This window comes from Nocardia sp. NPDC058640 (genome assembly GCF_042716995.1).
Taxonomy (GTDB): domain Bacteria; phylum Actinomycetota; class Actinomycetes; order Mycobacteriales; family Mycobacteriaceae; genus Nocardia.
The window spans coordinates 26,024-40,546 of record NZ_JBHXRG010000006.1 but is presented as its reverse complement, the minus strand read 5'-3'; the positions used below and the strand labels follow the sequence as shown (position 1 = coordinate 40,546).

Here is a 14,523-nt window from a genome sequence, read left to right as displayed (position 1 = left end):
CGTGAGTGACGTGTACGGACGAATTCACTCACTCGCTGTCAATCAAGCACACACGAGGAAGGGTGCCGAAAGCTGTGACTCCATCGAGGTTGTTGCGTGGACAGAACGTCCCGTTGCCAGGCGACGCGGACCGCATCGACGCCGTTATCGCCTGGGCGGAGTCCGCCGCCGAAGTAGACGCGTCGGCCCTGCTGCTGGGCTCCGACGGAAAAGTCGGCTCCGACGCCGATTTCGTCTTCTACAACCAGCCAGGTCCGCCGACGGTTCGGTGCGCTTCGAGGGCACCGGCGGAACTGGATCAGGAACGCAAGCGCGGATCGTCATCGACTTGTCCGCGGTTCCTGATCACGTCCATACGGTCGCCCTCGTCGGTAGCATCGCCACGGGGAACTTCGGTGCGCTCGGCGAGCTCACGTTCACCGTCCTCGATGGGTCGGGCCGTTCCCTGGCTGAATACGCCGCCACGGACGCGACCACAGAAACGGCGTTCGTCTTCGGTGAGGTCTACCGCCGTGCCGGTGCTTGGAAGGTCCGGGCGGTGGGTCAGGGGTGGGACTCCGGATTGGCCGGTCTGGCAACTGATTTCGGAGTCGAGGTGGACGATGCGGACGAACCTGCGCCGATCGGCCAGCCGGAAGCCATCGCGACCCGCGCTGAGCGGACACCCGAACACGAACCGGGTTCGCCCTATCGGCTGTGGGGTCGGCCGCGGAGTTGGAATGACCACGAGCTGGACGTGCCGAACGAATGTCTCCCTGCGATTCGAAGTCTTCTTCCTCATGACTTGCCCGAGCGCCGGACCGAACTGACTCCCGAGGTCGAGTTGATCCCCGAGCCGTTCGGCGCACGGGGGCCATGGGCGATTTCGGTCCGAGCCCAGGGACGCACGATCGGCTACCTCGATGCCGAAGTCTCGCCGGCCTGGGCGGCTCCCATCCGACGGATCATCGCCTCAGGTTTCATTCCGACGACTTCGTGCCGCATCTCCTACAGCGAGTACGAAGGATGGGACACGACCGAGGCCAGCGCGTCGGTGCAGGTCGGACTCGGCGAAGCGTTCGATGCGCTTCCCTTGAACGAACCGCCCACGGTTCCGTACACGATCGTCCCCCGCTCGGCGATCGTCCAGATGACCAAGGAGCACGAGCACTTCGACGTATTGCGGAAGTTCGTGCCCGCCAACGGTCACGGCGTACTAATCGTGACCCTGCACGAAAATGTGCCCGAGGGCGGGCGGGCGAAACCGCACGTGGAGGTCCGGGTCGACGATCAGCGGGTGGGTCAGCTGACCCCGCAGATGAGCCAGCGGTTCGCGCCGATGATCCAGCACCTCGGCGAACGCGGCCTCGTCACGGCCTGCTGGGCCGACATCACCGGTTCCCCGGTCGCCGCGAAGATCCGCATCGACAGCATCAAGGCCAACGAAGTCAGCCCACAGGTGCTGGACGGACCGCCCATCACCTCCCCGCAGCTTTGCCCCGAACTGGCCGATCCACTCGCGTACAACCTCACCGCAGCAAGGGCATTGCTCGAACCACGACCGCTCGTACAGCCCGTATCGAGGCCATTGCCGATCGAACCGCTGGATGGCTCGATCGTGCGGTTCACCAGGGGCAGCTACAACTTTGTCGCGGTACGTCGCGGCAGGACCTGGGAGACGACATCAACGGGCAGTGGCGGTCCGATTGAGCAAGTGATGGCGTGGACGGACCTCGGTTCCCGCGTCCGAAAGTTCGACATCGCAACAGGATTCGCTCCGGTCGATCGCCGCGGAAACGCCATGACCGTGCAATTCCTCGCCGTCATCCGCTTCACCGTGGGCAACCACTACCTGGCGGCAATCAACGTCTGCGACAGCGGACGCGCGCAGGGCAACTGGTACACGACAGTCACCGACTCCGCAGCACATCGACTGCCGTTCGGCGACTATACGAGTTGGTCGGAAATCGCGCAGCACGGGCAGCACATCCAAGTCGTCTCAGCGTGGACACCGCTCGGCTGACTACCCGGATACCTCTGCCTGCGAATCAGCGGTCAGTGGCCGCTCGTCCCACAGGCGCAATTCGCCATAGCCGAAAGCTACCGTAACCCAAGGTCAGTCAACGTACGAGGTGCCGCCATCCGCCCGCATGGCCGAGCAGGACCTGCTTGCGACCGGCCTCTGTGGCTTCGTAGAGCGCGTGATTGAGGAAGTGATGCTGATGATCACGGCCGGCCAGCGGAATCCCCCACGCAGCTTTACGATCCGGGAAGAACTCCCATACGCCCTCAGGATCGATATGCCAGGCGTAGCGGACGACGGTGTCACCCGTCGCTGTTGGTATTCCCATCAGCAGATGAGTTGGCAGAGTCTGGGGATCGCGCAGCCATTTGCCAACGTTGCCAGCACCGAGGCGCCAGTACCGCCGGGCTCGTTCGCGTGCGTCTACGTCCCCCCACGGATCGTCGGGATCCCACCCGCGCCGAACGGCCGGGGCCGCATCGGTGGCAGCGAGGACGTTGATACGCGTGCTGAAATCAGCGACCTGTGAGGGAACAGCGACATGAGGCGACAGACGGTGCTCGTCGGCGGTCAGGTGGGCGCGATTGCCCTTGACGAGCAGGACAGATACAGAGCCGACAGTCTCCATGTCCAGCGAACGCGAACCGATTTCGACGTTGTCCTTGCGCAGGCGAGCTTCCCACTCCGATATGCCGCCGAGATCGCTCTCCCCAACGCGGCGAATACCTTGTTTACGACCAGACGCAACGTTGGTCAGCGAGCCGCCAGCGGACCGCCTCAACAGCCCGTCGACCAGCGTCATCGCAAGCTGTTCCGCCTCGTACGCGTCATCCTCGTCGACGATCCCCTCTGCCAAATAGATGATCGGAACCCGCTCGCCACGATCGAGTATCTGATGGATCCGATGAGCCTTGGAATCGAGTCGTTCATGCAAGATCTCCTCGTCACGGAGGGCCTTCCGAACATCCTTCTCGTGCTGGTGCGATCGGGCGTCCTTGCCCTTCCCCACGTAGAAGATGCTCTGTAGTTCGTCCTTGGTCTCCCGGTAGACCTTCGGATCGATCAGTCCGTAGATGAAATACGGCCCATTTGGCTGCAACCGAGTACTCAACCTACCCCCTCGTCCGTTCGCCGCTGCACGAAACGCATTGCGGCACTCCCACTTACAGAGTGCCGATACTGTCATATCGGCACACCTGTCGCCATGTGACATGCGATCCGTTGGTAGCCAATCACTTCGATGACTCAACGGTTCACCGGCAGACGGAGGTTCGGCTGCGCGCCCGATCCGGAAGTTCATCAGTCACTCCTTTTCGCCTCGGTTGCGCCTCACCAACCAATCGGTGAAAACATTGTCAACTATTGCACGGACACCGTGGCTATGTTAGTTTCCATCGACCGATCTCCCACCTCGACATCGCGATGCTTCCGGCCTGAATTGTCCGGTCGACTAGCATTCGACGGGCGTGGCGAGCACCGCGACAACCCGGCCCTGACGAGCCGACTGACCCTGGAGGAGCACACGTGGGGGCCCTGCTTCCGACTCTGCAAGCCGAGCGGCTGCGTGAAGGGTTGACCGACTATCTGACAACCACTTTCGCGCTGACCGACCCCGATACACAGGGCGCGCTGACCGACTTCATCGGTCATCCGCGAGACGGCCTGTTCAAGGGGCCCTACGTGCGGTTGCGGTTGCCGTTCGCGTCGGCGCGGGGCAACTGGGGTATGAATCTGGACTGGTGGCCGAAGTATTTCGAGCCGTACGGGCACCAGGCGGCGGCGTTCGAGCGGCTGTCGACGAAGTTCCACCGGCGGCCGCTGCCCACCTTGGTGACCACCGGTACTGGCTCCGGTAAGACCGAGTCGTTCCTCATCCCGATCCTTGATCATGTGTTGCGGGCCAAGAAGGCTGGCGTTTCCGGGATGAAGGCGCTGATCATCTATCCGATGAACGCGCTGGCCAACGACCAGGAGCAGCGGCTGGCGAAGATGATCACCGAGCATCCCGAGCTGCGCGGCATCACCGCGGGCCTGTACACCGGCGAGCAATCCTCCGGGGGGCGCACGATGGTGTCGGAGGCCGGGCTGATCACCGATCGGCAGCTCATGCACGACTCCCCGCCCGATATTCTGCTCACCAACTACAAGATGCTGGACCACATGCTGCTGCGTCCCGATCGCGCGGCGATGTGGCGGCAGTCGGCAGTGTCGTTGCAGTACGTGGTGCTCGACGAATTCCACACCTATGACGGCGCGCAAGGCACCGATGTGGCGATGTTGCTGCGGCGGCTGGGGCTCACGATCAAATCGCACTGGACGGCGAGTTCGCCTGTCTCCGAAGAAGATCGAGCGCGGCCGCTGGGCAAGATCACACCGGTCGCGACGTCGGCGACGCTGGGGTCGAAGGGCTCGCCGACAACGATGCTCGAGTTCGCGAAAACCGTTTTCGGCGAGACGTTTACGCCAGAGACGCTGATCGGCGAAACCCGGCTCGACCCCGCGGATTGGCTCGGTGACCGACGCATCACGTTGGATCGGACCTTCTCACCCGTAGAACCGGTGATCAGCGAGGCCGTTCTCAAGCTGAATCATGCTGTCGCACAGGGGGCTACGAACAAGCGCCTGGCCGCTGCCGTGTTGGCCACGCTGTACCGACACACCTCCGATATCGACGACACTCACGAGCGGATCGCGGCCAGCCTGCACAAGCTCGACGAGTCCGAGATGCTCGACCTGGTCAAACGGCACGCGACGTTCGCACGGATCCTGAACAACTCGATCGACGTGATCTCGATCGAGGGCCTCGCCGCAAGCGTGCTGCCCGCCCAGACCGGCGAACGCGACCTCACGCGCAGCCTCGCGCAGCGCGAGCGGTATCTGGGCTACCTGTTTGCCGCGCTGTCCCACCTGCGCGCGGTGGTCGGGCGCTCTGCACTGAATGTCGATGTGCACCTGTGGCTTCGGGAACTGTCCCGGATCGACCGGGCGGCCGCGGTGACCCCGCTGTTCCGCTGGCCCGACGACGGGAAGCTCGACGACACGACCACCGATTACTACCCCTCCCTCTACTGCCGGCACTGCGGGCGCTCCGGCTGGGGCGTGCGCCTGGCCCCGACGGGCAGCGCTCTCGACGCCAGCGACGAAGACATTCGCGGCTATCACGCCACCGGTGGTCCCCGGTTCCGGGCGCTGATTTCCGCTCCATCCGAAGCCGACATCGAAGCCAGTGTCGAAGGGCTGCGTTGGCTGCGCGTGGATGATCGCGAGATCGTCGACAGCAGACCGGATTCCGACAGCGACGAGGTACTCAACGAGCGGGTCCTGCCGGTCCTGTTCCTCAGTGGCCCCGACGCCGACGACAACTCGCGCAAGGACCTGTGCCCCGCGTGCGGCACCGACGACGGCATCCGCTTCCTCGGCAGCGCGATCGCCACCCAACTGTCGGTGGCACTGTCGAACATGTTCGGCGACGCACAGCTCGACGACGGCGAGAAAAAGGCGCTGGTCTTCACCGACAGCGTGCAGGACGCCGCGCACCGGGCGGGGTTCGTGCAGGCGCGCTCGCACACACTCAGCCTGCGATCGACGCTGCGAAATGCCCTGGGCGACAAGGTTAGTGGCGAGCAGATGCTCACGCTGTCGGAACTGTGTGGTGCGGTGCTGGATCGCGCCGGCGAGGATTCCAAGCGCCGTTACCATCTGCTCGCGCCCGACATCGTCGAGCACGACGAGTTCGGCGCGTTCTGGCAGCCCGACCAACCCGCCGCACTGCGGCGCAAAGCGGTGAAGAACGTGGCACGTCGAGTCCAGTTCGACATCGACCTGGAATTCGGTTTGCAAGCACGACTCGGCCGCACGCTCGAGCTCACCGGCAGCGTGGTGTCCGAGGTCGATCTCGGCTCCCCGCACCGGGTGGCACAGCTCGGGGCCACCGCACTCGAGCGCACCGAACACCAGCTCACCTTCGCCGAACCCGACGCCGCGGCCGTGACCCACTGGGTCCGCGGAGTCGTCGAGCGGATGCGCACCCGCGGCGCGATCGCCCACGAATGGTTGACGAAATACGTGCAGCGCGACGCGAATCGGCGCTGGGTGTGGGGTGGGCGGCCCAAAGGCCAAGGGATGCCCGCGTTTCCGAAGGGTCGGCCCGCGCCTGCCTTCCCGGCGGTCGGCGGTCGGACCATTCCCGAAGGTTTCGACCCGATCACCGCGTCGACCTCCTGGTATGCCCGGTGGGCCGCGCAGTGCCTGAATGTGTCACCGCATGAAGGCGGGTTCCTCGCTCGCGCACTATTCGAAGTGCTCGCCGAGGAACGCGCGGTCACCACGGAGAACACCGAGAAGGCGCTCACCGCTTATCAATTGACGCACGACTCGGTGTTGGTCGGCATTCCCGACCCTGCCGGTCTCGAGGCGATGCGCTACCTGCTCATCTGCGATGTCTGCCAAACGCCGACACCAGGAAGTGCCTCCGTCGTCGATCAGCTCGACGGTGCGCCGTGCCTGCTCAGCAGGTGTCCGGGCAGGCTGGCTCGCGCACCCAAACAGGAGAACTTCTACCGCAGGCTCTACGACAACTCCGAGATGAAGCGAGTTGTCGCCAGAGAACACACGTCGCTTCTGCCCACCGCGACCCGGCTCGAGTACGAGAACAAGTTCAAGGCCTCGAGCGGCGATCCGACGGCGCCGAACGTGCTGGTCGCGACGCCGACGTTGGAGATGGGTATCGACATCGGCGACCTGTCGACAGTGATGCTGGGTTCGATGCCGCGCACGGTGTCGTCGTATCTGCAGCGCGTCGGCCGTGCGGGCCGCCTCACCGGGAACTCGCTCGCGCTGGCATTCGTGCGTGGCCGGGGCGAACATCTGCCCAAGCTGGGCGATCCGACGTCGGTGATCCAGGGCGAAGTACGCCCACCCGCGACCTTCCTCACCGCCGAGGAGATCCTGCAGCGTCAGTACGTCGCGCACATCATCGATCGGCTCTCCCGCAAGGCGGGTGCCGAGGACCCCGGCAGTGCCACCAACGTGCTGTCGAGCTTCGACGACCGCACCTGGATGGGCACCCTCATCGCGACCGCCGACGACGATGCCGACCTGCTGGTCGATGAATTCCTCGACCAGTTCGGTGACCTGCTCGGTGAAACCACCGCGGCTAACCTGCGCAGCTGGGCCACCCCGCCCGGACTCGGCGAACCCAGCGGGCTCGGTGCGCTGCTGCGGGAATCGGTGCACCGGTGGAACCGGGACGTCAACGAACTGCGTCACCGGCGCACCGCGGTCGACGCCGCCATTCCCGAATTCGAACAGCGCGCCAACTCCCCCGCCGCCACCGACGACGACAAACGCGATCTGCGCACGGCTCGTGGAACGCTGCGATTGCTGTCGAAAACCATCAACGACCTCACCACCGAGCACTGGGTGGGCGTGCTCGAACGCTACGGCGTACTGCCCAACTACACCTTGCTCGACGACGCCGTCTCGCTGGATGTGGGCATCACCTGGATCGACCCCGATACCAACGAATATGCCGAGGACACCGCCAGTTACCAGCGCGGGTCTCGGGTGGCGCTCACCGAGCTCGCACCCGGCGCGACCTTCTACGCGCAGGGCCTGGCCGTGGAAATCGACGCCGTCGACCTCGGCGCGGGCGAATCCGCGATCCACACCTGGCGAATGTGCCCGTCGTGTGGTTGGGCGGGTATCACCCACGCCGCGGACCACTCTCCGCCGCCGAACCAGTGCCCCCGTTGCCACACCAGCGCCATTGCCGATGTGAGCCAACAGCTTCAGGTCGTGGAGATGGCCAAGGTCTCCGCCGAGGTTCGTCGCGATGAGGCCGCGATCAGCGATATCCGCGATGAACGCCGCAAAGAGTCGTTCACCGTGCTCGCCGCCGCCGATATCGATCCGGACAACATCACCAAACGCTGGTTCGTCGCCGAACAGGATTTCGGTGCGGAGTACTTGCGGCGCATGGATATTCGCTGGCTGAACATGGGCAAGCGCAACTCGCAGGGGGGCAAACGCACCATCGCGGGCAACACCACCACCGGCGGCCTGTTCCGGGTGTGCTCGGGGTGCGGGCAGCTCGACAAGGTCGCGGGCAAGAACGAGCCGCACGAACACCGCAGCTGGTGCCGGTATCGAAAGGCCGACGACGAGAAGCATGTTCGCGAGATCGCCCTGGCCCGGACGCTGCGCACGCAGGCTGTGCTGCTGCACTTGCCGAGCTGGCTCGAGTACGACTCGTTCGCGCACCCCAGTCTCAGTGCCGCGATCCTGCTCGGTCTGCGCCAGGTGATCGGCGGTTCACCCGAACACCTCGACGTTGCCGCGATCACCGACGCGCTGCACAACCCGAATCAGCGCGCGCTGCTCATTCACGACACCGTGCCCGGTGGCACCGGTTATCTCGCCGACTTCGCCAACCCGCGGCAGGTGTGGGAGGTGCTGGCCGCGGCACGCAAGGTCGTCAAGGACTGCGATTGCACCGACCGTCTGGCCTGCCACAAGTGCCTGCTGCCGTTCGCGCCGCCGCGTGAGCTCGACAAGGTCTCGCGAATCACCGCGGCCAAGGTGCTCGACGACCTGCTCGCGTGCCGGGAAGCCGAGCCGAATGCGGAAAGCTGGCTGGCCTCGGTCACTGAGGAAACGCCCGCGAAAAGCTCCAGTGCGGAGTCACCGTTGGAGAAGGAGTTCTACCGTGTCTTCACCGAACGGCTGACGACGATGGGCGCAACCATCATCGAAAAGCCCGGCACTCACGGCCCGACCGCCACAATCAGCTTGCCGGGCACCACGATTCGAACCTGGCAGCTCGAACCACAGGTCTTGATGGGCAACAGCCAGCCCGACTTCCAACTCAGGACCGCCGACCCGAACATTCCGATCATCGCGCTGTTCGCCGACGGCCGCCGATTCCACGCGACACCGGCGTGCAACCGCGTCACCGACGACGCTCGCAAACGCGAGATCCTGCGGTCCGGCGGTGTGGTGGTGTGGTCGTTCGGGCATGAAGACCTCGAGCGTTTCCGCGCCGCCCAACCGGTGCAGCCCGCGTGGTTCACCGACAAGCTGGCCGCGTTCACCCGCAAACACGGCAACCTCCAGCCGAAGCTGTTCAAGCTGCTGCACGCCGACCCCATCACCCAGCTGATCGAGTACATGCTCGACCCGGATCGACAAGCATGGGAAGCGGTCGGACGATGGCTTCCGCTCATGTTCATGCTCAACGAGCGGCACAAGGGCGACAGCGATGCCATCGCCAGCTGGGCCCTGGATCTCATCAACGGCACCGAATCATCACTCGCCGACGGTGAATACGCCTGCTGGTCCTACACCGATGGTCCGTTGACGTTGACCGCCGCCCTGCGCAAGGACACGAAAGCGCTCGACGCAATATTGGCATTCGATGACCGCGACGAGACACTCGAACTCGACAACGGTCGCGCATGGAAAGAGTGGTTGCGCCTATCCAACTGGTTCGGCCTCGCCGACCACGTGATCACCACACGAACCCTGCTCGCCGTGAACTCCACGGTCCCCGACCGTGGTCCAGACGCCACGGGCGCCGACCTCACCCCCGAGTGGCAAGTCCTCTATGACGACACCGTGTCCGATGCCGAACGCGAACTCATTCTCGGGCTCGCCGCGGCAGGCGCCCCAGTTCCGGTACTCGGAGTGGAAACTGATCGCGGCGACGTCATCGACATCGGCTGGCCGGACGCACGAATCGGGGTTCTCCTCGAAGACCCCAAAGCCACCAAAACCATGACCGAACAGGGCTGGACGATCTGCCCGGCCGATCCGACCGAGCTTGTCGAAGCGCTGAAGACGAACGGGGTGCTCTGATGGCGCACATCATCATGACCAGCATGAACAAGTCCGGCAGTGAGCTGGGCGGGCCGGTGAAACGTCGAGTCATCGATTTCCTCGACAATCTCCAAAACGACGAAACAGCGGCGGTGCCGCTGATCGAGCAGGTGCCCGACGCCGGCGATGCGCGAGTCCGGCTCGGGCGAATCGGGCTGGGCCACAGTGCGATTCTGTTCTCGGTCGCGCCCACAGGTGGCGAAGCGTCCTACGTCTTCATGGGCGCGTGGCCCGACGCCGAGGCCGCCGAACTCGCACCGCGGGCCGGGCTCAAGGTTAATCCGGTCAACGGGGTGCTCGACCTGGTGATCAATGAAGACAGCGAACCCACCGACGTCACGCCCGCGGCAGCGGTGGCCGCACGACGCGGATACCTCGCCGAACTCGGCTTCACACCGACGCAGCTCACCGAGGAACTCGGTCTCGACCCCAAGCTCACCGAACGAGTTCTCGCCGCCGAAGACGACCACGTCATCAATACGATCGCCGCCAATACCGAAGGTTGGCAGGCGGACGCGATTCTCGAACTGGCCTGCGGGGTGGCCATCGACGAGATCCGGGAGAAGTTGCGGCTGGTCGACAATCCCGTCGACACTTCGCTCGCCGAGGATGACCAGATCCTGCAGGCGCTGGAGCATCCCGCGTCGAAGATCCAGTTCACCTATGTCGGCGACAGTGCCGACGAGCTGCGCCGGGTCATCGAAGGTGGCAGTTTCGCGGCATGGCGCACGTTCCTGCATCCCGAACAGCGCGCCTACGCCGAAAAGCATTACAACGGCGCATTCCGGCTTTCCGGTGGTGCGGGCACCGGCAAGACAGTGGTGGCGCTGCACCGAGCACGCAACCTGTGGTGTCGCAATCCCGATGCCCGCATCGTCCTCACCACGTTCAACCGAACGCTCGCGCGCCAGTTGCGCATGGACTTGGAGGCGTTGGAGCCCGGCATCACGTTCGCGGACGCACCCGGCGCGGTCGGTGTGTACATCGACGGCGTGGACAAACTCGCCAGTGACGTCCTGTCACGGGGCACCGACCTCGCGCCGATCGCCGAGGCGGTACTGGGCAGCGCCACTGATGTCTCGTCGCGCCGCACCGATGTGCTCAAGCTCTGGCGCGAAGTCGTGAAGTCCGTGGACAGCACTCTGGATTCCCGACTGGCCACCCCGGCGTTCCTGGACAACGAGTACACCGCGGTCGTGCTCGCCAACCAGATCACCACCGTCGCCGACTACGCGAAAATCGCGCGCGCGGGGCGAGGTGTCCGGCTCAACCGTGCGCAGCGCATCGCGGTCTGGAAACTGATCGAGGCGTTCCGCCGTCGCAGCCGGATGGATGGCACGATCAGCTTCCCCGAGGTCCTGGCGTTGGCCGCGGAACTTCTGCGACGGCGCACCGATTCCGGCGCCGGGTTCCTCGCCGACCATGTGATCATCGACGAAGCCCAGGACCTGCACGCCACCCACTGGGCGCTGTTGCGCGCCCTGGTTGCCGAAGGGCCGGACGATCTGTTCATCGCCGAGGACTCACATCAGCGCATCTTCGGGCAGCCCGTTGTTCTGGGTCGGCTCGGTGTGAAGATCGTCGGCCGTTCGCGTCGGCTGACCTTGAACTACCGCACCACCGCCGAGAACTTGAAATTCGCCATCGACATCCTGTCGGGCGCGGACTACCACGATCTCGAGGAATCGGAAGAGTCCACTCACGGATACCGCTCGGCCAGAACCGGACCCGATCCGAAACTGCTGGCCTGCGATTCGCTGTCCGATGAACTCGAGCAAGTCACCGCACGGGTACGTGAGTGGCTCCAGCAGGGCACCGAACCGGCCAGCATCGCGATCCTGACCCGCGGCAAGAACGATCGCAGTCAGTTCGTGCGGGCACTGGGCGAGCGTGGCATCGAAGCTCGCGTCCTCGAGGACAATCCGGCCGGGCCGGGGCACGTGCAGGTGTTGACCATGCACCGGTCCAAGGGCATGGAGTTCGCGAAAGTGATCCTCGCCGGCGTGGACGACGCGCACGTCCCGGCCAAGTCGGTGCTGAACGAGGCACCCGAGGAGGAGCGAGCCGAGGCGGAACTGCGGGAGCGGTCCCTACTGTACGTCGCGGCCAGCCGCGCACGGGATCAGCTGGTGGTGACCTGGAGTGGACGACGATCGGCGCTGCTGGATTCGGTACCGCAGTAGCGAGCTCGGTACCGCTCAATACCCTTGCCTGGCAATAATATCGGTGCGCTGACACAACGCAGGGTCAGCCGCCGACCGGACTGAACAGAGGTTTTACTGTGGCGATGGTCGTGCTGGCGGCAAACACCAGATCGATGCCGAAGCTCGATGGGTCGATCAAAGACAAGATCTTCGACTTCTTCGCGAAAGTGCGCGCCGACGACACCGCCCCCGGGCTGCACATCGAACCGCTCAAGGGCGCGGTCGATACCCGCGTTCGGACCGGCCGCGTAGACCTGAACTATCGGGCGATCATGTTCCGGGTCGACGACAAGTACGGTGACGCCACCTACATCTACTTCGGCACGTGGAAACACGATGAAGCCAACAAATTGGCCGTGAAGTCGACGCTGCGGGTCAACCCGGTCAACGGCGTGCTGGAAGGCATCGTCGGCCAGCTCGACGGCAAGGCCGACCGCAAAAAGCGGTCGGTGGTGCCCGATCCCGGTGGCGTGCTCGCCAAGCTCGCCGCGCAGCCGATGCTGGGCTACCTCATCCGTGCGGGTTACGTGCTCGAACAACTCACCGACCGTCTCGGTCTCGACGCCGATCTCGCCGCGGAGGTGCTCGCCGCACCCGATCAAGACGGCGTGTTCGCGGTCGCGCAGACCACCTACGTCGCCTGGCAGCAGAACGCGATCCTGGACCTGGCGGTCGGCCGATCCATCGACGACATTCGCGAAGCGCTCGGTTTCACCGAGCAACCGCTGGATGCCGAGCTCGACGAGGACGAGCAGATCCTGGCAGCCCTGGCACACCCGGCCACCAGGATGCAGTTCACCCTCGTCGACGACAACGACGAACTGCGCCGCGTCATCGAAGAGGGCGACTTCAAGGCCTGGCGAACGTTTCTGCATCCGAATCAGCGCAAGTTCGTGGAGAAGCAGCAGCGCGGGGCATTCCGGCTGTCCGGCGGAGCGGGCACCGGCAAAACCGTTGTCGCCCTGCACCGCGCACGACACCTGGCTCAGTGCAATCCCGACGCGCGCATCGTCTTGACGACCTACAACAAGACCCTGGCCAAAACGCTGCTCGATGATCTGCGCGCGCTCGACCCGACGCTGCTCATCGCCGATAACCCCGGCGACCGCGGCATCTACGTGGCGGGTATCGATCGGCTGGCCGCCGCGCACCTGCGACGCAACAAGGATCAGGACGAGGCGTTCGCCGCGGTGTTCGGTCCGGGTGCCGGGGTTCGGAATCGCAAGAACCTCAAACCCGAACGCGACTGGACCGAGGCGATCGCGGCCACGAAGACGACCCTGGATCCGCGCCTGGCCAACCCGTCGTTTCTCAACGCCGAGTACCACAGTGTGGTGCTCGGCAACCAGGTGACGACCCTGCAGGAATACCTCAAGGTTCCGCGGGCCGGGCGAGGCGTGCGGCTGAGTCGGCCGCAACGAGCCGCGGTCTGGCAGCTGGTCGAACAGTTCCGCAAGTCGGGCCGCACCGCGGGACACCTCACTTTCCCCGAAGTCTTGGCCGTCGCGGCCGCCGACCTGCGATGGCGCGCCGAGACCACGGGCAACAGCGTGGCCGATCACGTGATCGTCGACGAGGCGCAGGATCTGCACGCCACCCACTGGGCAATGCTGCGCGCGCTGGTCGCCGAAGGCCCCAATGACCTGTTCATCGCCGAGGATTCCCATCAGCGCATCTACGGTCAGCCGGTGGTGCTCAGTCGGCTCGGTATCAATATCCGTGGCGGGCGCTCGAGCAAACTCACCCTGAACTACCGCACCACCGCCCAGAACCTGCATTTCGCGATCGGCATCCTCGAGGGAACGCAATACCGGGACCTGGAGGAAGGCGAGGAGTCCACCGCCGGCTACACCAGTGCCCGACTCGGCCCTGCGCCGCGGTTGGTCCAATGCCCTTCCGCCATCGACGAATTGCAGGCAATCGCCGATCAACTCACGACGTGGATCAACACCGATGGCATCAACCCCGGCGATATCGCGGTGCTCACCCTCGGCGTGCAGGAACGGAATCAGGTGGTGCGGGCGCTGGGCGAACGTGGTGTCCCCGCTGAAGTCCTCGACGAGGAGTTGCCCACCGGAGACCGGGTTCAGGTGCTGACGATGCACCGTTCCAAGGGCATGGAATTCCGGTGCGTGATTCTGGCCGGTGTCGATCGCGACCACGTGCCGTCGCAGCAGCGACTACGTGGTGTGCCCGAGGAAGAGCTGGGTGAGGCACAGCAGCGGGAGCGGTCGTTGCTCTACGTCGCGGCCAGTCGTGCGCGAGATCAGCTGGTAGTCACCTGGAGTGGCCAGCTCACCGACCTGGTGAACAAGTAGGCGAAGTGGGGGGGCGCCCCCTCGTGGGTGTGCCCCAGCCCCAATAAAGGCAAAATAAACGATTTTAAACACGCGGCGGGGGGGGTTTTCTGCACCCCCCCCAAACGATAAACCCCCGCGGCCC

General features: G+C 64.8%; 4 protein-coding genes and 1 pseudogene. 4 read left to right on the top strand and 1 reads right to left on the bottom strand.

Features of this window, described 5'->3' with window-relative positions:
- Nucleotides 1-5 precede the first annotated feature (5 nt).
- Nucleotides 6-2,002: pseudogene (locus ACFWU5_RS10695) on the top strand (TerD family protein).
- Nucleotides 2,003-2,099: 97 nt separating this feature from the next.
- Here ACFWU5_RS10695 and ACFWU5_RS10690 read toward each other — a convergent pair.
- Nucleotides 2,100-3,113, bottom strand: coding sequence for a GIY-YIG nuclease family protein (locus ACFWU5_RS10690; RefSeq protein ID WP_379266945.1), 1,014 nt, complete (start codon nt 3,111-3,113; stop codon nt 2,100-2,102).
- A 413-nt stretch (nt 3,114-3,526) separates the two neighbouring features.
- Here ACFWU5_RS10690 and ACFWU5_RS10685 point away from each other — a divergent pair, with 413 nt between their 5' ends.
- The 3 genes from ACFWU5_RS10685 to ACFWU5_RS10675 all read left to right on the top strand — a co-directional run bounded on the left by ACFWU5_RS10685 (nt 3,527) and on the right by ACFWU5_RS10675 (nt 14,399).
- Nucleotides 3,527-9,856, top strand: coding sequence for a DEAD/DEAH box helicase (locus ACFWU5_RS10685; protein ID WP_379266944.1), 6,330 nt, complete (start codon nt 3,527-3,529; stop codon nt 9,854-9,856).
- Nucleotides 9,856-12,060, top strand: coding sequence for a 3'-5' exonuclease (locus tag ACFWU5_RS10680; RefSeq protein WP_379266943.1), 2,205 nt, complete (start codon nt 9,856-9,858; stop codon nt 12,058-12,060). Before ACFWU5_RS10685 ends, ACFWU5_RS10680 begins: the two co-directional genes overlap by 1 nt.
- Before the next feature lie 98 nt (nt 12,061-12,158).
- The gene (locus tag ACFWU5_RS10675) at nt 12,159-14,399 is read left to right on the top strand and encodes a 3'-5' exonuclease (protein WP_379266942.1); all 2,241 of its coding nucleotides are present in this window, start codon (nt 12,159-12,161) and stop codon (nt 14,397-14,399) included.
- Nucleotides 14,400-14,523: the final 124 nt, after the last annotated feature.

Bases quoted from the DNA above. Each gene is read 5' to 3' on its own strand.
- ACFWU5_RS10680 (WP_379266943.1), top strand. From the start codon at position 9,856: ATGGCGCACATCATCATGACCAGCATGAACAAGTCCGGCAGTGAGCTG.